At 68.3% G+C, this 18,943-nt stretch carries 17 protein-coding genes; 7 read left to right on the forward strand and 10 right to left on the reverse strand.

The window, feature by feature from the left end; translation table 11 throughout:
* Positions 1 to 195: 195 nt before the first annotated feature.
* Together CFB43_RS07945 and CFB43_RS07950 are read left to right on the forward strand one after the other, a co-directional pair.
* Positions 196 to 2,559, forward strand: coding sequence for a UvrD-helicase domain-containing protein (locus tag CFB43_RS07945; RefSeq protein WP_089494686.1), 2,364 nt, complete (start codon positions 196 to 198; stop codon positions 2,557 to 2,559).
* The gene (locus CFB43_RS07950; RefSeq protein WP_089494687.1) at positions 2,556 to 3,353 is read left to right on the forward strand and encodes a 5'-methylthioadenosine/adenosylhomocysteine nucleosidase; all 798 of its coding nucleotides are present in this window, start codon (positions 2,556 to 2,558) and stop codon (positions 3,351 to 3,353) included. The genes CFB43_RS07945 and CFB43_RS07950 overlap by 4 nt, the downstream gene beginning before the upstream one ends.
* 74 nt (positions 3,354 to 3,427) lie before the next feature.
* Here the strand turns inward: CFB43_RS07950 and CFB43_RS07955 are convergent, their stop codons facing one another.
* Complete coding sequence (locus CFB43_RS07955) at positions 3,428 to 4,666, reverse strand: MFS transporter (RefSeq protein ID WP_089425183.1); 1,239 nt, start codon at positions 4,664 to 4,666, stop codon at positions 3,428 to 3,430.
* Between the two features lie 408 nt (positions 4,667 to 5,074).
* Between CFB43_RS07955 and CFB43_RS07960 the strand changes: the two genes are divergently transcribed.
* A complete protein-coding gene (locus CFB43_RS07960) occupies positions 5,075 to 6,748 on the forward strand; it encodes a methyl-accepting chemotaxis protein (protein ID WP_089494688.1) in 1,674 nt (557 codons plus the stop codon).
* A gap of 21 nt (positions 6,749 to 6,769) precedes the next feature.
* Here CFB43_RS07960 and CFB43_RS07965 read toward each other — a convergent pair whose 3' ends face one another.
* The 4 genes from CFB43_RS07965 to CFB43_RS07980 are packed head-to-tail and all read right to left on the reverse strand — an operon-like array spanning position 6,770 to position 11,666.
* Positions 6,770 to 7,645 (reverse strand): efflux RND transporter periplasmic adaptor subunit, encoded by an 876-nt coding sequence (locus CFB43_RS07965; RefSeq protein ID WP_089439860.1) that lies wholly within the window; start codon positions 7,643 to 7,645, stop codon positions 6,770 to 6,772.
* 12 nt (positions 7,646 to 7,657) lie between these two features.
* A complete protein-coding gene (locus tag CFB43_RS07970) occupies positions 7,658 to 7,861 on the reverse strand; it encodes a DUF1656 domain-containing protein (protein ID WP_011351756.1) in 204 nt (67 codons plus the stop codon).
* Positions 7,858 to 10,059, reverse strand: coding sequence for an FUSC family protein (locus CFB43_RS07975; RefSeq protein ID WP_089494689.1), 2,202 nt, complete (start codon positions 10,057 to 10,059; stop codon positions 7,858 to 7,860). Before CFB43_RS07975 ends, CFB43_RS07970 begins: the two co-directional genes overlap by 4 nt.
* Positions 10,060 to 10,073: 14 nt before the next feature.
* Positions 10,074 to 11,666, reverse strand: coding sequence for an efflux transporter outer membrane subunit (locus CFB43_RS07980; RefSeq protein WP_089494690.1), 1,593 nt, complete (start codon positions 11,664 to 11,666; stop codon positions 10,074 to 10,076).
* 157 nt (positions 11,667 to 11,823) lie between these two features.
* Between CFB43_RS07980 and CFB43_RS07985 the strand changes: the two genes are divergently transcribed.
* The gene (locus CFB43_RS07985; protein WP_089425187.1) at positions 11,824 to 12,765 is read left to right on the forward strand and encodes a LysR family transcriptional regulator; all 942 of its coding nucleotides are present in this window, start codon (positions 11,824 to 11,826) and stop codon (positions 12,763 to 12,765) included.
* 117 nt (positions 12,766 to 12,882) lie between these two features.
* Entirely contained in the window at positions 12,883 to 13,035 is a 153-nt protein-coding gene (locus CFB43_RS38360) for a hypothetical protein (protein WP_163008969.1), read from the forward strand.
* A gap of 59 nt (positions 13,036 to 13,094) precedes the next feature.
* Here CFB43_RS38360 and CFB43_RS07990 read toward each other — a convergent pair whose 3' ends face one another.
* Genes CFB43_RS07990 through wrbA form a run of 4 tightly spaced genes read right to left on the reverse strand, consistent with a single transcriptional unit; the run spans position 13,095 to position 16,400 of the window.
* The gene (locus CFB43_RS07990; RefSeq protein WP_089494691.1) at positions 13,095 to 13,925 is read right to left on the reverse strand and encodes a metallophosphoesterase; all 831 of its coding nucleotides are present in this window, start codon (positions 13,923 to 13,925) and stop codon (positions 13,095 to 13,097) included.
* A 25-nt stretch (positions 13,926 to 13,950) separates the two neighbouring features.
* A complete protein-coding gene (locus CFB43_RS07995) occupies positions 13,951 to 15,372 on the reverse strand; it encodes an FAD-binding oxidoreductase (protein WP_089494692.1) in 1,422 nt (473 codons plus the stop codon).
* Positions 15,373 to 15,390: 18 nt separating this feature from the next.
* Positions 15,391 to 15,783 (reverse strand): DUF2069 domain-containing protein, encoded by a 393-nt coding sequence (locus CFB43_RS08000; RefSeq protein ID WP_089494693.1) that lies wholly within the window; start codon positions 15,781 to 15,783, stop codon positions 15,391 to 15,393.
* Positions 15,780 to 16,400, reverse strand: a complete 621-nt coding sequence (gene wrbA / locus CFB43_RS08005) for an NAD(P)H:quinone oxidoreductase (RefSeq protein WP_089494694.1) — start codon at positions 16,398 to 16,400, stop codon at positions 15,780 to 15,782. The genes CFB43_RS08000 and wrbA overlap by 4 nt, the downstream gene beginning before the upstream one ends.
* A gap of 146 nt (positions 16,401 to 16,546) precedes the next feature.
* On the opposite strand from wrbA, the gene CFB43_RS08010 reads away from it, so the two are divergent.
* Positions 16,547 to 17,878 carry a YihY family inner membrane protein gene (locus tag CFB43_RS08010; RefSeq protein ID WP_089494695.1) on the forward strand — a complete coding sequence of 444 codons (1,332 nt, stop codon included), beginning with the start codon at positions 16,547 to 16,549 and terminating at the stop codon, positions 17,876 to 17,878.
* Between the two features lie 18 nt (positions 17,879 to 17,896).
* Here the strand turns inward: CFB43_RS08010 and CFB43_RS08015 are convergent, their stop codons facing one another.
* Positions 17,897 to 18,214 carry an Mpo1-like protein gene (locus CFB43_RS08015; protein WP_089494696.1) on the reverse strand — a complete coding sequence of 106 codons (318 nt, stop codon included), beginning with the start codon at positions 18,212 to 18,214 and terminating at the stop codon, positions 17,897 to 17,899.
* Positions 18,215 to 18,374: 160 nt separating this feature from the next.
* Between CFB43_RS08015 and CFB43_RS08020 the strand changes: the two genes are divergently transcribed.
* Positions 18,375 to 18,830, forward strand: a complete 456-nt coding sequence (locus CFB43_RS08020) for a CBS domain-containing protein (RefSeq protein ID WP_006755543.1) — start codon at positions 18,375 to 18,377, stop codon at positions 18,828 to 18,830.
* Positions 18,831 to 18,943 lie beyond the last annotated feature (113 nt).

The raw sequence follows: 18,943 nt of genomic DNA on the forward strand, positions 1-18,943 counted from the left end.
TCTGACAATTATATCGATGCGTCGATATCGAAGGCGAGTTTGCGATATAGACGCGTCTATATTTGCTCGCCATGACGGTCCTCGCATCGGCGCGCTGCGGCCGTTGCCGCAGGTTCGAGCGATCGCGAACGGCAAGCTTCCCGTCGGACTTATAATGGCGGGTCCGTTTTTCTCACGCCCGTCCGCTGCCGCTCCATGCCCGACCTGCTCGCCAATCTGAACCCCGAACAACTCGCCGCCGTCACGTTGCCGAACGAACCGGCGCTGATCCTTGCAGGGGCGGGCAGCGGCAAGACCCGCGTGCTGATCACCCGCATCGCGTGGCTGATCCAGCAGGGCTACGCGTCGCCGCCCACCGTGCTCGCCGTGACCTTCACGAACAAGGCCGCGCGCGAGATGATGGCGCGCCTGTCGGCGATGATGCCGATCGACACGCGCGGGATGTGGATCGGCACGTTCCACGGCCTGTGCAACCGGATGCTGCGCACGCACTGGCGCGATGCCGGCCTGCCGCAGACCTTCCAGATCCTCGATACGGCCGACCAGCTGTCCGCGATCAAGCGGCTGATGAAGGCGGCGAACGTCGATGATGAAAAGTACCCGCCGAAGAACGTCCAGTACTTCATCAACAACGCGAAGGAGCAGGGGCTGCGTCCCGACAAGGTCGACGCGTCCGACAACTTCAACCGCAAGTTCGTCGAGCTGTACCAGGCGTACGACCAGCAGTGCCAGCGCGAGGGCGTCGTCGATTTCCCCGAGCTGCTGCTGCGCTGCTACGAACTGCTCGCGTACAACGCGCCGCTGCGCGCGCACTACCAGGCGCGCTTCCGCCACATTCTCGTCGACGAGTTCCAGGACACCAACAAGCTGCAGTACGCGTGGCTCAAGATGCTCGCGGGCGGCGAAAACGCGATCTTCGCGGTCGGCGACGACGACCAGTCGATCTACGCGTTCCGCGGCGCGAACGTCGGCAACATGCGCGACTTCGAAGACGAATTCCGCGTGCGCAACCTGATCAAGCTCGAGCAGAACTACCGGTCGCACGGCAACATCCTCGACGCGGCGAACCAGCTGATCTCGAACAACGCGCACCGCCTCGGCAAGAACCTGCGCACCGATGCGGGCCACGGCGAGCCCGTGCGCGTGTACGAAGCGAGCACCGATTCGCAGGAAGCCGGCTGGATCGTCGAGGAGATCCGCTCGCTGATCAATACCGGGATGGCGCGCAGCGAAGTGGCCGTCCTGTACCGCAGCAACGCGCAGTCGCGCTCGATCGAGCACACGCTGATGTCGTCGGGCATCCCGTACCGCGTGTACGGCGGCCTGCGCTTCTTCGAGCGCCAGGAAGTGAAGCATGCGCTCGCGTACCTGCGCCTGATCGACAACCCGAACGACGACACCGCGTTCGTGCGCGTCGTGAACTTCCCGACCCGCGGCATCGGCGCGCGCTCGATCGAGCAGCTGGCCGACGCCGCGCGCCTGTACGGCTGCTCGATGGCCGCCGCGATTCCGTACGTGACGGGCAAGGCCGGCACGAGCCTCGGCGGGTTCGCGAACCTGGTCGCGAAGATGCGCGCCGACACGCAGCACATGAACCTGCCCGACACCGTCGAGCACATCGTGCGCGCCAGCGGCCTCGCCGATTTCTACCAGGGCGAGCGCGAAGGCCAGGACCGTCTCGAGAACTTGCAGGAACTCGTGAATGCGGCTACCGCGTTCATCGCCGAGGAAGGCTACGGGCTCGACACGCCGGCCCGTTCGATCCCGCTGCGCGCGGGTGCGATCGCAGCGCCCGAGCTCGGCACCGCGACGGACGATCCGGCGGTCGACGTGCTCGACCCGGTATTGCCCGCCGATCCGGCGCAGAACCCCGACACGATGACGCCGCTCGCCGGCTTCCTGTCGCATGCATCGCTGGAGGCCGGCGACAACCAGGCGCAGGCCGGGCAGGACGCCGTGCAGCTGATGACGGTGCACGCGGCGAAGGGGCTCGAATTCTCGGCCGTGTTCATCACGGGCCTCGAGGAAGGGCTGTTCCCGCACGAGAACAGCGTGCTCGAATCGGACGGCCTCGAGGAAGAGCGGCGGCTGATGTACGTCGCGATCACGCGCGCGAAGGAGCGGCTCTACCTGTCGTTCGCGCAGAGCCGGATGCTGCATGGCCAGACGCGCTACAACGTGCGCTCGCGCTTCTTCGACGAACTGCCCGAGCACGTGTTGAAGTGGCTGACGCCGAAGGTCGAGGCCGGTTCGCGCTGGGGCGGCCGGTCGGACAACGCCGGGTACGGGCGCGACTGGTTCGCGCGGCCGGGCGGCGGCAGTCGCGAGCAGATCGTCGACCCGGCCGTATCCGCGCCGCTGCCGGCGTTCGCGGACAAGCAGCGCGCGGCCGATGCCGGCTTCCGGGTCGGCCAGCAGGTGTTCCACACCAAGTTCGGCGAAGGCACGGTCACCGCGCTCGAGGGCAACGGCACCGATGCGAAGGCGCAGGTGAAATTCAAGCGGCACGGCGAAAAGTGGCTCGCGCTCGCGGTCGCGAAACTGCAGGCGGTGGAATGATGGGCATCGACCTGGATGTGACGCCTGCGGCTCGTCCGCTCGGTATTCTGGCCGCGTTGCCCGAGGAACTCGGCGACCTGATCGCGGCGATGCGCGCCGACGGCGCGATGAAGACGGTCACGCTCGGCCGTCGCGATTATCACGTCGGCACCGTGCACGGCGCGGCCTGCGTCGTGACGCTCGCACGGGTCGGCAAGGTCGCGGCCGCCGCGACGGTCAGCGCGCTGATCCACGTGTTCGGCGTGGCGGGCGTCGTGTTCACCGGCGTCGCGGGCGGCGTATCGCGCACGGTGCGCGTGGGCGATGTCGTCGTGGCCGATACGCTGCTGCAGCACGATCTCGATGCGTCGCCGCTCTTTCCGCGCTACGAGGTGCCGCTGCTCGGCATCACGCGTTTCGCGACCGACGCGGCGCTGACCGCCAGCCTGCGGGCGGCGTGCACGCAGTTCGTCGAGGAAGAGGGCGAGCAGTTCGCCGCGCGCTTCGGCCTGGCCGGTGCGACGCTGCATGCGGGGCTCATCATCAGCGGCGACCGCTTCGTGTCGAGCGAGCGCGAGGTCGTCGCGCTGCGCGATGCGCTGCCGGATGCGCTCGCGGTCGAGATGGAAGGCGCCGCGATCGCGCAGGTGTGCGCGGAGCACGACGTGCCGTTCGCGCTTGTGCGCACGATCTCCGATACGGCCGACGATCATGCGACGCAGTCGTTCTCGCACTTCCTGTCGGCGATCGCGAGCAGCTATTCGTCGGGCATCCTCAAGCGTTTCCTGACGCTGCATGCGACGACGGCGGCCTGAAGCCGCCGCCGTTTTCTTCATTCCTTCATTCGAGCCGTTCGACCGGCCGCGGCGCGCACGCCGCGGCCGGTGCGTCACGCCTGCTTGCGCCGGCTGCTTTCGAGGTTCGGCAGGAACACGGTGAGTACGCCGATCAGCGGCAGGAACGAGCACACCTTGTAGACGAACGGGATGCTCGTCGCGTCCGCGAGCTGGCCGAGCACGGCCGCGCCGACCCCACCGAGGCCGAATGCGAAGCCGAAGAACAGGCCCGCGACCATCCCGACCTTGCCGGGCATCAGCTCCGTCGCATAGACGAGGATCGCGGCGAACGCCGACGCGAGCACGACGCCGATGATCACGGTCAGCACGCTGGTCCAGAACAGGTTCGCGTACGGCAGCAGCATCGTGAACGGCGCGACGCCGAGGATCGACACCCAGATCACGTACTTGCGGCCGATCCGGTCGCCCACCGGCCCGCCGATCAGCGTGCCGGCCGCCACGGCCGCGAGGAACACGAACAGGTGGATCTGCGCGGCCTGCACCGACAGGTGGAACTTGTCGATCAGGTAGAACGTGAAATAGCTGTTGATGCTCGCGAGGTAGAAGTACTTCGAGAACACGAGCAGCACCAGCACGCCGATCGCGCCCAGCACGCGGCCGCGCGACAGCGTCGGGTGGCCGGCCGCCGCGGCCTTCTTCTTCATCGACGGATGCTTCTTGTACCAGTGGCCGATCTGCGTGAGCACGATCATCGCGACGAGCGCGGCCGCCGAGAACCACGCGATGCTGTGCTGGCCGTGCGGAATGATCACCAGTGCGGCGAGCAGCGGCCCGAGCGCGGAGCCCGCGTTGCCGCCGACCTGGAACACCGACTGCGCGAGCCCGTGCTGGCCGCCCGACGCCATCCGCGCGACGCGCGACGACTCGGGATGGAACACCGACGAGCCGCAGCCGACCAGCGCCGCGGCCACCAGCAGCATCGGGAAATTCGGCGCGACCGACATCAGCAGCAGCCCCGCGAGCGTGAAGCCCATGCCGACCGGCAGCGAATACGGTTTCGGACGCTTGTCGGTATAGAGGCCGATGAGCGGCTGCAGCAGCGACGCGGTGATCTGGTAGGTGAGCGTGATCAGGCCGATCTGCGCGAACGACAGCGCGAACTGGCTCTTGAGCATCGGATAGATCGCGAGGATCAACGACTGGATCATGTCGTTGAGCATGTGCGAGAAGCTGATCGCGCCGAGCACCGGGTACACGGTGCGGGCGACGGGGGGCGTGGATGGCTGGGCGGCGGCTGCGCCGGCGGAGCCGGTGTCGAGGCTGGTTTCCATGTGAGAGCTGAACGAGTTGAGGTGGTGGGCGCGCTCTGCTGGGGATTGGCGCGTCTTGAATCGTTGCTGCGTCAAAGAAGTGTAATGTGGCGTATCGAGAATGTCCGGACAACTTTTATCGTGAATCGGACATTCATCTGATGGATCGTGAAGTGCGCGTTTTTTTGACCGGGTATAACGCTGGCGGCGCGCCTGCCCGTCATGGGAGGGCGCGCCCGGGGCCGGTGCGTGGTTTCCCGGACTCAAGAAACGGCGGTGGCGGCCGTAGAACGACCCAATGACAACAGGCGCGCCGCGCCCGGCACCGGCTATCCGCCGGGGCGGGCGCAGGACGCGCGGCAAGGCCAGCCATCGCGGGAATGCCGGGACCGACCTTTCCGGCCGCGTGATCAATACGGGGATAGTTCGATGAAAGCAGCATCTTTGCATCCACAGCCGGGTGCGGCCGCCGCCGCACCCGACGTTGCCGCCGGCCGTGCCGCACGGCGCCTGCGCGCGGCGCGTCGCGAGCGCCGGCAGTGGACCGTCAAGGCGACGTTGCGCGCCGCCTTCGCGATCCTGCTCGCCGGCACGCTGGCGATCGGCATGTTTTCGCTCTGGCAGATCAGCCGGCTGAATGCGTCGATCGCGTCGGTCTACGAGCAGGGCCACGTCGCGAGCCGCGCGGCCGCGGAGGTTCGGGCCGAAGTGCTGCGCGCGAGCCGTGCCCAGAAGATGCTGCTGACCGCGACCACCGCGAAGGAGCGCGACGAACTGGGCGCCGACGTGGGCGCGGGGCTCGCGTCGATCGGCCAGGCGCTCGGCACGCTGCAGCGCTACGCGGATCCGGCCGACGCCGACGATTCGGCGCGGCTGCACGCGTTCTCGACGGCGGTCGGCACCTGGAGCGCGCATCTGCGCGATTTCGTCGAACTCGTGCGTGCGCAGCCGCTCGACCTGTCGCAGATGAACTGGCAGGTCGGCACGCAGGACGTGTCGCTGCTGGTCGAAACCGGCAAGCTCGAGAAACTCGTCGCCGAACTCGTGAAGACGCGCGGCGCGAAGTCGAAGGCGACGCTCGATGCGTCCGCCACCATTTTCTCGTCGTCGTTCGCGATGATCGCGGCGATGACGGTTGCACTGATCGTGCTCGCGATCGTGATCGCCGAGCGCGTCGTGCGCCGTCTCGCGTCGCAGCTGGGCGGCGAGCCCGCGCACGCGAAGGCGATCGCCGCGGACATCGCGCGCGGCGACCTGACGCGACCGATCACGCTGGGCCGGCACGACCGCGACAGCATGGTGCGTGCGCTGGCCGAGATGCAGACCGGGCTCGCGGCGACCGTCGGCGAGATCGCCGTCAGCGCCGAGGCGATCGCGGCGGCGTCGGGCGAGATCTCCACCGGCAACCTCGACCTGTCGAAGCGTACCGAGCAGCAGGCCGTCGCGCTCGAACGCACCGCGGCCAGCATGGAGCAGCTCACGTCGACCGTACGCCAGAACGCCGAGAACGCGCGGCAGGCGAGCGCGCTCGCGGCCAATGCGTCGGCCGTCGCGGAGACGGGCGGGGAAGTCGTCGGGCGTGTGGTGGCGACGATGAGCGAGATCGACGACAGCGCGAAGAACATCCGCGACATCATCGGCACCATCGAGGGGATCGCGTTCCAGACCAACATTCTCGCGTTGAACGCGGCGGTCGAGGCGGCGCGCGCGGGCGAACAGGGGCGTGGCTTCTCGGTGGTCGCGGGCGAGGTGCGGTTGCTCGCGCAGCGCTCGGCGACCGCGGCGAAGGAGATTCGCGAGTTGATCGGTGCGTCGGTGGAGCGCGTCGCGAACGGTGCGACGCTCGCGCATGACGCGGGCCGCACGATGGGCGACGTCGTGCGTGCGGTCAAGCGTGTGACCGACATCATCGGTGAAATTTCCGCCGCGTCGGACGAGCAGAGCGCCGGGATCGACGAGATCGGCCGCGCGGTCACGCAGATGGACGCCGGCACCCAGCAGAACGCAGCGCTCGTCGAGCAGGCGGCCGCCGCGGCGAATGCGCTCGACGAGCAGGCGCAGGCGTTGAAGTCACTGGTCGGGCGCTTTCGCATCGCGGCCTGAGCGTGCCCGGCCGTCCCGCGTTTACGACTTCTTCTGCTTGTCCGGATCGATGATGACCGTGCAGGTCGTGCCCGCCGACAGCACCACGTCGGCCGGCACGTCGTCGATCTTGATGCGTACCGGCACGCGCTGCGCAAGGCGCACCCAGTTGAAGGTCGGGTTCACGTCCGCGACGAGGTCGCGGCTCTGCGGGTTGTCGCGATCGTAGATGCCGCGCGAGATGCTTTCGACGTGGCCCTTCATCACGCCGCCGCTCATCAGCCGCATCTCGGCCGGCGCACCGATCTTCACGCGCGGCAGCTTGGTTTCCTCGAAGTAGCCGTAGACCCAGAACGAGTGGCTGTCGACGATCGCGAGCTTCGCCTGGCCGGCCACCGCGTAATTGCCCTTGAAGGTCTGCAGGTTCGTGATGTAGCCGTCGACCGGCGCGACGACGCGCGTGCGCTCGAGGTTGAGCTTCGCGGCATCGAGCGCGGCGATCGCCTGCTGGTACTGCGCATCGGCGCTCGACGCGCTGTGCGCGGCGTTCTCGCGGTTTTCCTTCGACACGACGAGCGCATCGAGATCCGCGCGGCGGGCCGCGTCGTCGCGGCGCATCTGCAGTTCCGCGCGGCGGGCGGCGACGGCCGCCTGCGCCTGCTCGACCGCGATCTGGTAGTGCGACGGGTCGATCTGCATGATCAGGTCGCCTTTCTTGACGAGCTGGTTGTCATGCACGGGCAGCTCGACGATCGCGCCCGACACGTCCGGCGCGACGTTGACGATCTCGGCGCGTACGCGCCCGTCGCGCGTCCACGGATCGTCCATGTAGTGCACCCACAGCGAGCGCCCGATCAGGATCGCGACGAGAAGGATGATGGCGGTCGCGACGAAGCCGAAGAGTTTTCTGAGAATCATGATGGTTCGGAATCAACGGTAAACGGCAAGACTCAGTCCGCCGCAAATGCAGACGAGAAGGCAGGCCCGGAACAGCGACGGGTGCCAGACGAGTCGGTAGAGGCCCGTGTAGGCGAGCAGGCGGTCGACGGCCCAGGTCGCGAGCGCGCCGAGGACGAACATCAGCACCACCGTGGGCATGTAGGCATCGAGAATGGCGATTTCACGCGGCATCATGACGAGGCTCCTGGTTGGGGACGCACGGGGCGGTTGCGGTTGAGCGCGGCGAGCGGCGATTCGGGATCGAGCAGGGCCGTGCGCACGAAATGCAGGTGGCTCAGGATCCGCTGCAGCCGGTGGCGTTCCTCGCGCGTCGGCGTGAACGCGTCGAGCGTCTGCCGGGTCGCGTCGATCGCAGCGTTGACCGCGGCGAGCGTGGCGTCGAAGCGTTCGGTGTCCGGCCGGGCGAACAGCGACGACAGCGCGGCGCGCATCGTCTCGATCGCACGTCGCCACGGCGTCGTCGGCGCATAGCGCGGATCGGACGGCAGCGTGGCCAGCTCGTGGCGCAGGTCGATGGCCGCGTTGCCGGTTTCGAGCACCGCGAACATCCAGCGCAGCGCGTCGCGCTGCACGTCGGGCTGGTCGGCCGACAGCGTGTGCGCCTGGTACATCAGGTCGCGCGCGCCGCTCTCGAAGCGCGTGCGCAAGCCGGCGAGCCGCGCATGGCAGGCCGCGACGGCCTGGTGGCGCAGGTCGGCGAGCAGCCGCTTCTTGAGCCACGGCGCGGTCGGCGGGAACAGCACGGCGAACGCGATCGCCGATACCAGCATCGACAGCAGCAGCGCGAGCGCGTCGTTCATGAAGCTCATCGGATCGTAGTGCGTGATGCTGTCCGGGCCGGCGAGGAAGCAGAAGAAGATCAGGTAGCCCATGCCGTAGCCCGCGAGCTTCGGCTTCAGCGTCATGTAGATGCCGATCGCGAGCAACGGCGCGAGCGCCGCGCACAGCAGCCAGAAGCCGTCGATCCGCGGGTAGATGCCGAACATCAGCAGGAAGCCGGTGCAAACGGCCAGCGCCGTGCCCATCCCCATCTGCGCGGCCATCGCGGTCGGGCGCGGTGCCGACGACGCGAGCGCGCAGGTCGCCGCGGCGTTCAGCACCAGCATCACGCCGCTCGGCCACGCGGTCTCGATCCAGAACCAGCCGAGCGCGAGAATCACCGTCGCGGTGCGGATCCCCGCGATCGTGGCGGCCGTCCGGTTGGTGCGCGGCTCGTAGCGCTCGATCCAGCGTTCGCGCTCGTGCGTCGCGGTCGCGAGCGACGCATAGGTCGCCGCGTATTCCTGCAGGTCGGTGATGAAGCGGTACAGCAGCTCGGCGGCCGTGTCGAAGTCGAGCAGCGGGAAGCCGGGCTGCGTTTCGAGCTCCGCGCGCGTCGCGCGGATGCGGCGCGGCAGCGCGTCGCGCCACGCGAGCAGTTGCTCGGCCGAGTGCGCGGCGTCGATCGACGTGCGCACGGGTTCGCCATGGCGCGTGAGCAGCGGTGCGATTTCGCGGAAATACGGCTCGATCGCATCGATCGCGGCCTGCGCACCGGCCGCGTGCAGCCGGTTCATCAACTGATGCAGCGCGTGAAAGCGGCTCGACGCGCTCATGAACTCGCTGTTCAGCCGCGCGAGCCGGCCGCTGCGCATGCGCGTGTCCGGATTCTCGAACACGGCCATGCTGCGCGCGGCCTCGAAGCCGACCACGTCGGCGACGAAGCGCGTGTGGATCGTCTCGATGTGCGCGCGGTCGAGCTGGCCCGACAGCGCCGATGCGACGTAGTCCACGAAGCTGCCGAAGCGCTTGCGCACCGTCGTGCGCATCTGCTCGCCGGTGTACTGCGGAAACACGAGCGCGCTGACGACACCGGCCGACACGATCCCGATGATGACTTCGGAGACGCGCGTCATCGCGCTCATGAAGGCGCCGTCCGGATGCTGCGACGCGGGCAGGCCGATCAGCGCGGTCGTATAGCCGGCGAGCAGGAAGCCGTAGCTGCGGAAGTTGCGGTTGCGCGCGGCGCCGGCGGTGCACAGCGCGATCCAGATGGCGATCGCCAGCAGGAACAGCTGCGGCTGCTGCGGGAACAGCCCGACGAACGTGAGCGTCGCGATGAGCCCGAAGATCGTGCCGGCGACCCGGTAGAAGCTCTTCGCGAGCACGGCGCCGCTTTGCGGCTGCATCACGATGAAGACGGTCGTCATCGCCGTCTTCGGTGCCGGCAGGTCGAGCCGCATCGACACGCCGAGCGCGATGAAGGTCGCGAGCAGCGCCTTGAACAGATAGAGCCACGCGGCGCCGTCGGTGCGGGCCCAGTCGCCGAACGCGGCGGCCCAGGCCGCGAACGGGCCGCCGGCGGGTGTGGAAGCGGGGGAGGAGGCTGACATGGCGGCTCTCCGCGTTACCGTGCGGCCGGCACGCCGGACGCACCGGCGGCGGCCACCTGCGCGGGCCGGGCGACGGCCGCCACGGGCTTCGCACCCGACGCGGCGGCAGGCGCGGCTGCGCCGGTGGCGGATTCGTCATGCGGCGGATGGTCGCCCCGCACATCGGTACCCGTCTCGATCCCACCGCCGAGCGCGGCCATCAACTGCGCATGCGCGGCGAGGCGTTCCGCATCGATGCGGGCGGCCGTTTCCTGCGCGCGCAGCAACTGCTGCTGCGCGACCAGCACGTTCACGTAGTCGGTCAGCCCGCGGCGGAAGCCTTCGCGCGACAGCTGGTAGCTGCGGTCGTTGGCGGCCACCGAGCGTGCGGCGTCCTTCTTCTGCGTATCGAGCGAACGGATCCGCACGACCTGGTCGGCGATGTCCTTGAGCGCGCCGACGATTGTCTGGTTGTAGCGCTCGACTGCCTGGTCGTAGCCGGCATTCGCAGCGCCGAGCTGCGCACGCAGCCGGCCGCCTTCGAAGATCGGCAGCGACAGCGCGGGGCCGGCCGTCCAGCCGCCGTTCATCGCGCGCAGGAAGTCGGTGAATGGCGCGGTCACGCCGAAGCCGCCGACCGTCGCGAGCAGGTCGATGTTCGGGTAGAACGACGCCTTCGCGACATCGATGCCGCGCGCCTGCGCGTCGACCGTCCAGCGCGCCGCGACGACGTCGGGGCGGCGGCCGAGCAGGTCGGCCGGCATCGCCGACGGCAGGCCGGCCGGTGCGTCGAGCGACAGCTGCGGCCGCTTGATCGCATCGCCCGCGCCGGGGCCCTTGCCGGCAAGCGCGGCGAGCTGATGCCGTGCGAGCTGGATCGCTTCCTCATAGCTGTCGATCTGGCGCTCATAATCGGGCAGCGTCGATTCCGCCTGGCTCACTTCGAGCTGCGTGCCGAGGCCGGCCTGCAGCCGCTTGTGCGCCAGATCGGCGAGCGAGCGCTGGCGTTCGAACGTTTCGTGCGCGAGGTCGAGCAGCGCGTAGTTCATCGACATGCCGACGTACGCGCGCACGACGTTGACTTCGAGCTCGAGCTTGGCCGCACGCGCGTCGGCGGCGGTTGCATGCGCGGTGTCGAGTGCGCGCTCGGTCGCGTTCTTGTCCTTGCCCCACAGGTCGAGGTGGTACGACAGGCCGAGCGTGCCGGTGTTGTTCCAGGTATCGGTGTTCGCGAGCGGGCCGGGGCCGTAGTACACGTTGTCCGGCCAGTGCTGGCGCATCAGCGACAGGTTGCCGTTGATCTGCGGCAGCTCGGCCGAGCGGGCCACGCGCGCCATCGCCTGCGCTTCGCGCACCCGTGCCTCGGCGGCCGCGAGCGTCGGGTTGCCGGCCTGGGCGTTGGCGATCCAGGCGTCGAGTTGCGGATCGCGGTAGGCGCGCCACCAGTCGGCCGCGGGCCAGCCTGCGTCACGGTCGGCCGCGCGGATGGCGGCGCCGGCGTCGAGCGCGTTCGCCTCGATGCGGGCCGACTGCGGCTTGTTGTCGCCCATGCTCGCGCATCCGGCCATTATTAATGAGACTGCAAGAACCGCCAGTGCGAGCGTCCCTTTTGTCGCCGGAGACTGCACGATTTTCTCCCTTTCGGATATAGATGAGTCGGATGCGATTATATTTTTCAGTGATTCCTGAATAAATGGACAAGGGTGCAAGTCATTTTTACGAATCCTGAGACAATACTTGTTCGCCTCTGTGCAACAATCCGTCCGGATTCAAACGGGCAATGGGATGGATACGTTACAAAACATGCGGGTGTTCGTCCGCGTGGTCGACGCGGGAAGTTTTACCGCGGCCGCCCAGCAGATGAATTCGACTACCGCCTACGCGTCGCGCGCGGTCTCGGATCTCGAGGCGCACCTGCGCACGCGTCTCCTGAACCGCACGACGCGCCGGATCGCGCTGACCGAAGCCGGCGAGCGTTATCTGCAGCGCTGCGAAGAGATCCTCGCGTATGTCGACCAGGCCGAAGCCGAGGCGGGCGACGCGCATGCGCGCCCGTCGGGCAAGCTGAAGGTGCATTGCTTCACGAGCCTCGGCCAGCACTACCTGGTGCCGGCCATCGCGCGCTATCGCGAGCGCTACCCGGACGTGCACGTCGAGCTGACCCTCGCGCAGCGGATGCCCGATTTGCTCGACGAGGGGTATGACGTCGCGATCGTCGTCGGCCGCGACCTGCCCGATTCGGGGCTCGTGTCGCAGCGGCTCGGTGTGAGCTACAGCGTCGTGTGCGCATCGCCCGGCTATGTCGAGTCGCACGGCGTGCCGCAGCGGCCGGCCGACCTCGCGCAGCATGTGTGCCTCGGGATGATCGCGCCGGGCTTTCACTTCGACGAATGGGCGCTATCGGGGCCGAACGGCGACGAGGTCGTGCCGGTCACGGCGCCGCCGTTTCGCGTGAACGTCGCCGAGGCGCTCGCGGTGGCCGTGCGGGAAGGGATGGGGATCGGCGGCCTGCCGCTCTATTCGGCGATCGGCTGGCTGCGCAGCGGGCACATCGTGCGCGTGATGCCCGAGTACCGGTCGCACGTGATGAACATCTACGCGCTGTATCCGTCGCGCCAGTACCTCGACGCGAAAATTCGCACCTGGGTCGATTTCCTGCGCGACGAACTGCCGGCCACGCTTGCCGCCGACGAAGCCGCGCTCGAGCAGTACACGCGTGCGACATGACAGCGCGGTTGACCGCGATCTGACGAGATTTGTCCTTCACGCAACATTTTTTTACGAACGCGTGTCAGACAGTTTGATACTGTGGGAATTAACGAGATACGCAACCCCGGAGTAGCAATGGATACGCACCTGATGATCGGCCTTGGAGTCCTGCTGGGCGCGGCCGCGGCCGCCGCGGCGACCCGCGACCTGCTGCGCGCGATGAAGGCGAAGGCGCAGATGAAGCCGGTGCCGGTGCGGGTGCGCGAGCAACGCCGCCCCGGCCGCTGATCCGGCCGTCACGCCCCGGGTTGAAAAAGGCCGCGCAACGCGGCCGCGCGGGCCGGCGTTCAGCCGAGCTCGACGACCTTGTCCCACGTGAACGCGGTATTTTCCAGTTCGCCGGTGCGCCGGTGGATGTAGCCGCGCGGGTTGCACACCACGCGCGTGCCGCCGTCCGCCACATAGTCGAATGACGTATGCGTGTGGCCGTGGAGCCACAGATTGACCGGCGGCCGCACGAGCTCCGCCATGTCCGTTACGAATCCCGCCGACGCAAGATCTTCCGCATAGCGCTCCGCCAGCGAGCGCCGGTGCGGCGCATGGTGGGTCACGACGATCGTCTGGCCCGCGAACGGTGTGGCGAGCTGCGCTTCGAGCCACGCGCGACTGCGTCGATGCAGCGCGATCGCGTCCGCCGGCGAGAAATCCCGCTCCGGCGTGCCCGGCGCCGCATGCAGCGCCGCATCGTGCGGCCAGGTCACCTGGATCAATCCCTTGAAATCGAGCATCACGCGCTGCCCGGCCTCGATCGAACCGGCAACGCTGGCTTCGTCGGCGCCGAACAGCGAAAAATCGGCCCACAGCGTCGTGCCGAGCACGCGGTAGCGCTGCCCGGGATCGACGTAGACGTCGTTGTTCAGGTAATGCACGTTGTCGAGCGCCTGCGCCGCATCGCGCATCGCCGACTCCAGCGCGCCGAATTCCCCGTCGTAGTACTCGTGGTTGCCCGGCACGTAGATCACCGGCACCGCGGGATCGAACGTTTCGGCGGCCCAGCGCAGGCCTTCCGCGTGATTGTGGATGTCGCCGGCGAGCACGACGAGATCCGCGTCGGCATGCGGGATCACGTCGGGCAGGTTGCTTTCGAGATGCAGGTCGGACAGGACGCGGACTTTCACGGGCGGGGCTCCGGAGTGGACGGCTTCAGCGCAGGACCTTGCCGGGATTCATCAGGCCGCGCGGATCGAGCGCGGTCTTCAGCGTGCGCATCAGCGCCGTTTCGACCGGCGACTTGTAACGCTGCGCGTCGTCGATCTTCAGCTGGCCGATGCCGTGCTCCGCGCTGATCGTGCCGTGGTGGCGATGCACGTTGTCGTAGACGATCCGGTTGATCGGCGCCTGGAACGCGGCCAGGAACGCTTTCGGGTCGCCGCCTTCGGGCATCTGCACGTTGTAGTGGAGATTGCCGTCGCCGAGGTGGCCGAACGTGACCATCCGCGCGCCCGGCGCGGCTTGCTGGATCGCCGCGTCGGTCTCGTCGATGAAGCGCGCGATCGACGAAATCGGCACCGCGATGTCGTGCTTGATGTTGAGCCCCTCGTCGGCCTGCGCGAGCGGGATGTGTTCGCGCAGGTCCCAGAACGCGCGCGACTGCGCGAGATTCTCCGCGACCACCGCGTCGACCACGAGCCCGGCCTCGAACGCTTCTTCCATCAGTTTCTCGAACAGCGCGCGCGCATGCGCTTCGCTTTCGTTGTCGGACAGTTCGAGCAGCACCGTCTGCGCATGCGTCTGCGCGAACGGGTAGCGCAGTTGCGGGTAGTGCTTGCCGACGAGCTGCATGCAGAAGTCCGACATCAGCTCGAAGCCGGTCAGCAGCGGCCCGGCCGCGCGCTGCGCGAGGGCGAGGAAATCGAGCGCCGCGTGCGGCGATTCCAGCGCGGCGAGGGCAGTGACCTGCGCGGCCGGCAGCGGATGCAGCTTCATCACGGCCGCCGTGATGATCCCGAGCGTGCCTTCCGCGCCGATGAACAGGTCGCGCAGGTCGTAGCCCGTATTGTCCTTGCGCAGCCCGCGCAGGCCGTCCCAGATTTCACCTTGCGGCGTCACGACCTCGAGCCCGAGACACAGCTCGCGCGCGTTGCCGTAGCGCAGCACCGCCGTGCCGCCCGCGTTGGTCGACAGGTTGCCGCCGATCGTGCAGCTGCCTTCCGCCGCGAGGCTCAGCGCGAACAGCCGGCCGCCTTCGCGGGCGCGCGCCTGCACGTCGGCGAGGATCACGCCGGCTTCGACGGTGATCGTGTTGTTGTGCGGATCGAGCGCGCGCACGCGGTTCAGGCGCGCAACGCTCAGCACGGCCTGGCTGCCGCTCGCGTCGGGCGTGGCGCCGCCGGCCAGGCCCGTGTTGCCGCCTTGCGGCACGAGCGCGATGCCGTGTGCGTTGGCCAGCTTGACGAGCGCGGCGACTTCGGCTGTGTTCGCGGGCTTCAGCACCGCGCACGCGGCACCCTTGTAGCGGCGGCGCCAGTCGGTCAGGAATGGTTCGGTATCGTGCGGGTCGGTCAGCACATGATCGGCGCCGATCGCGTCACGGCACGCGGAAACGAAAGCTTCGGAGGACATCATCACCTTGTCGCGTAAGGGTCAGGACGCGGCGCGCGACTTTTTCGCCGCGCGCTTGAACGGCGCGACGTACGCCAGCGCCGCCACGAAGAAGACGACGGCGAGCGCGGTCTCGCACCAGCCGAGCGTCGCGGACAGCCCGCGATCGGACATGCCGCGCACGACGCCTTCGGCGAAATAGACGAGTATCAGCATGCTCGCCCACTGCATCGTATAGATGTTACGCCGCCAGACGCCGGGCAGCGCGAGCGCGAGCGGGATCGCCTTGAGCATCAGCGCGGAGCCGCCCGGGCGCAGCGGCGCGAGCCACAGCTCCCACGCGAGCGACAGCGCGATCAGTGCGACGAGGCACGCGGTGGCGATCAGCGCGTGGCGCGGCCGGGCCGTGACGGCAGGGCGGGCGGGGGCGTTCATGCGGTCTCGGCGGCCTGGGCGCTGGACAGGGCGGCCGCCGCGCGCGCGAGCCGCACGCCGAGCGCGGCCGCGAGCGCCTTTTCGTCCGCCGACAGCCCGGCGGCTGCCGAGCGATCGTGCTGCGCGACGTGCGATGCGCCGTAGGGCGTGCCGCCGGTGCGCGTCGTGGTGAGCGCGGATTCCGTGTACGGAATCCCGACGATCATCATCCCGTGATGGAGCAGCGGCAGCATCATCGACAGCAACGTCGATTCCTGGCCGCCGTGCAGGCTGCCCGTCGACGTGAACACGCAGGCCGGCTTGCCGGTCAGGGCGCCCGACAGCCATTGCGGTGTGGTGCCGTCGAGGAAATACTTGAGTGCGGCGGCCATGTTGCCGAAGCGGGTCGGCGAGCCGAGCGCGAGGCCCGCGCATTCCTCGAGATCCCGCAGTTCCGCGTACGGCGGGCCGTCGGCGGGGATGTCGGGGGCAGTGGCTTCGCAGACGGCCGACACGGGCGGCACGGTGCGGATGCGGGCCTGCATGCCCGGCACGCTGTCGATGCCGTTCGCGATCGCGAGCGCGAGATCGCGCGTGGCGCCGTGGCGGCTGTAATAGAGGACGAGGATGTCTTTCATGGGGCGACGGAGCCGCGTGCGGCCGCGCGCGTGCCCGGTGCAGTCGGCCCCTGCTGGAATCGAGCGGCTATTATAGGGGCTGAAGCCGTCGCGCAGCGCGGCGGCGGCGCGCCGTCGGGCGCGCGGCATCAAGAAGGAGAAGTCGTTTGCCGAAGTTGAGCGTCGATCTCGACACCATCAAGCGCCTCGCGCAGTTCGCGGCCCGGCGCAGCGCCGAGGATCGCATCCCGCAAGTGGCGGGCAGCCTCACATTCACGACGATGTTGGCGCTCGTGCCGCTCGTGACGGTCGCGTTCGCGCTGTTCACCGCGTTCCCGATGTTCGCGTCGTTCCAGATCTCGCTGCAGGGGTTCCTCGCGGATCACCTGATGCCCGCGCAGTTCAACGTCCAGATCTTCAAGTACCTGAACCAGTTCGCGTCGAAGGCGAAGGGGCTGACGACAGCCGGCCTGATCGTGCTCGTCGTCACGTCGGTGATGACGATGATGACGATCGAGTCGGCGTTCAACCTGATCTGGCGGGTGCGCAAGCCGCGGCCGTTCGCGCAGCGCGTGCTCGCGTACTGGGCGCTGATCACGCTCGGCCCGTTGCTGTTCGGCGTGAGCCTGTCGATCTCGTCGTACCTGTTCACGCAGTCGCTGGCGTTTACCGGCGCCGCGCCGTCCACGTCGATCGTCGAGTGGCTGCTCGCGCTCGTCTCGCTGCCGCTGACGGTGCTCGCGTTCACGCTGCTGTACGTATACCTGCCGAACTGCACGGTCGCATGGCGCGACGCGGTGATCGGCGGGCTGTTCGCGGCCGTCGCGTTCGAGCTCGCGAAGCGCGGCTTCGGCTACTACGTGCGGCGCATTCCGACCTACACGGCCGTCTATGGCGCGTTCGCGGCGCTGCCCGTGTTCCTGTTGTGGGTGTACCTGAGCTGGTTCATCGCGCTGCTCGGCGCGATGGTGGCGTCCGCGCTGCCGGCGATCCGCGTCGGCCAGTTCCACCGCATCCACTACCCGGGCAGCGACCTGCTCGACGCGCTGGAAATGCTCGCGCGGCTGGCCGAAGCGCGCACGGCCGGCAAGCGCGGCTACACGGCGATGCGGCTCGCGACCATGTTGCGCTGCGACATGGAAACCGCGCAGCGCCTGCTGACGACGATGGAGGAGCGGGAATGGATTGCGCGGCTCGACGGCGGCGGCGAGACTACGCCGCGCTACATCCTGCTCGCGAATCCGGAGCAGCTGACGCTTGCGCAGCTGTTCGACGTGCTGGTGATCGACCGCACGGAACTGACCTACCAGCTGCAGCGGCGCCGCAGCCATGTCGACGGTGCGGCGCTGCTCGCGGTGCTGTCGAGCGACCGCTTCGACGTGTCGCTCGCGACGCTGATTGCCGCCCACCGGCTTGCGGGGGCGCAGCCGACGGCGATGCCGGGGCAGGCGCCGGGCGCCGTGCCCGATCCGCACGCGCGGCCGCCGCGCCCCGCGTGAGCGGGATGCCCGGCCGCGTTATAACGGGATCTTGCCCGTACAGATATCCTTGAACATCACCCAGTCGCCCATCAGGCTGTAGATCGGGTGCCGGAACGTGGCCGGGCGGTTCTTCTCGAAGAAGAAGTGCCCGACCCACGCGAAGCCGTAGCCGCAGACGATCGCCGCAGGCAGCCACAGCCAGTCGCCGGTCGCGACCGCCATCGCGACACAGCCGATCACACCGAGCGAGCCGACGAAGTGCAGCCGCCGCGACGTCCGGTTCTGGTGTTCATTCAGGTAATACGGGTAGAAATCGGCGAAGCTGGCGAATTGCTCCGAATGCGTATGCGCCATGGACGTCTCCTCTGGCCGCTGTTCATGGGGCCATTGTGCTGCCGGTAGTCCGCTTCCGCAAGCGGGGGCGGCGGCCCGCCGCGCGGGCCCGCGCTTTCCTTTTGACAGGCTTTCCGATAGGATCGAAAGAGGTTTTGCATTCAAGCATGAGGGGACTACGATGCGCGTCAGCGATATTCTGAAAGTGAAGGGCAACACGCTGTTTACGGTGACGCCCGATAAGCCGCTGCGCGAAGCGGTCGATACGATGGCCGAACACGACATCGGTTCGCTCGTCGTGATGGAGTACGGCGATCTCGTCGGGATGCTGACGTTCCGCGAGATCATCCTGCGTCTGCACGTGAACGGCGGCGCGATCGGCGACGTGCAGGTGCGCAAGGTGATGGACGAGCCGCTCACGTGCACGCCGGAAACGGACGTCAACGAAGTGCGCCGGATGATGCTCGAGCGCCATGCGCGCTACATGCCGGTGCTCGACAAGAAGGTGCTGATGGGCGTCATTTCGTTCTACGACGTCGCGAAGACGGTCGTCGAGGCGCAGAGCTTCGAGAACCGGATGCTGAAGGCATACATCCGCGACTGGCCGGAATCGGAAGCCGAAGCGCACAAGTCGTGAACCACGCCGCGCCCGTCGCCGTCACGCGCGGGCGCCGCCACCCGGCACGCGGCGGCGCAGGTTGGTCCTGCGCCGCCTTTTTTCAATGACCACACGAGGCCCGCGCAGCGCTG

The sequence above is a fragment of the Burkholderia sp. AU15512 genome, from assembly GCF_002223325.1.
GTDB lineage: Bacteria > Pseudomonadota > Gammaproteobacteria > Burkholderiales > Burkholderiaceae > Burkholderia.

What these genes read in the sequence shown, in the direction of transcription:
- CFB43_RS07945 (WP_089494686.1), top strand. Translation starts at nt 196, where the DNA reads ATGCCCGACCTGCTCGCCAATCTGAACCCCGAACAACTCGCCGCCGTC.
- CFB43_RS07950 (WP_089494687.1), top strand. Translation starts at nt 2,556, where the DNA reads ATGATGGGCATCGACCTGGATGTGACGCCTGCGGCTCGTCCGCTCGGT.
- CFB43_RS07955 (WP_089425183.1), bottom strand. Translation starts at nt 4,666, where the DNA reads ATGGAAACCAGCCTCGACACCGGCTCCGCCGGCGCAGCCGCCGCCCAG.
- CFB43_RS07960 (WP_089494688.1), top strand. Translation starts at nt 5,075, where the DNA reads ATGAAAGCAGCATCTTTGCATCCACAGCCGGGTGCGGCCGCCGCCGCA.
- CFB43_RS07965 (WP_089439860.1), bottom strand. Translation starts at nt 7,645, where the DNA reads ATGATTCTCAGAAAACTCTTCGGCTTCGTCGCGACCGCCATCATCCTT.
- CFB43_RS07970 (WP_011351756.1), bottom strand. Translation starts at nt 7,861, where the DNA reads ATGATGCCGCGTGAAATCGCCATTCTCGATGCCTACATGCCCACGGTG.
- CFB43_RS07975 (WP_089494689.1), bottom strand. Translation starts at nt 10,059, where the DNA reads ATGTCAGCCTCCTCCCCCGCTTCCACACCCGCCGGCGGCCCGTTCGCG.
- CFB43_RS07985 (WP_089425187.1), top strand. Translation starts at nt 11,824, where the DNA reads ATGGATACGTTACAAAACATGCGGGTGTTCGTCCGCGTGGTCGACGCG.
- CFB43_RS38360 (WP_163008969.1), top strand. Translation starts at nt 12,883, where the DNA reads ATGGATACGCACCTGATGATCGGCCTTGGAGTCCTGCTGGGCGCGGCC.
- CFB43_RS07995 (WP_089494692.1), bottom strand. Translation starts at nt 15,372, where the DNA reads ATGATGTCCTCCGAAGCTTTCGTTTCCGCGTGCCGTGACGCGATCGGC.
- CFB43_RS08000 (WP_089494693.1), bottom strand. Translation starts at nt 15,783, where the DNA reads ATGAACGCCCCCGCCCGCCCTGCCGTCACGGCCCGGCCGCGCCACGCG.
- wrbA (WP_089494694.1), bottom strand. Translation starts at nt 16,400, where the DNA reads ATGAAAGACATCCTCGTCCTCTATTACAGCCGCCACGGCGCCACGCGC.
- CFB43_RS08015 (WP_089494696.1), bottom strand. Translation starts at nt 18,214, where the DNA reads ATGGCGCATACGCATTCGGAGCAATTCGCCAGCTTCGCCGATTTCTAC.
- CFB43_RS08020 (WP_006755543.1), top strand. Translation starts at nt 18,375, where the DNA reads ATGCGCGTCAGCGATATTCTGAAAGTGAAGGGCAACACGCTGTTTACG.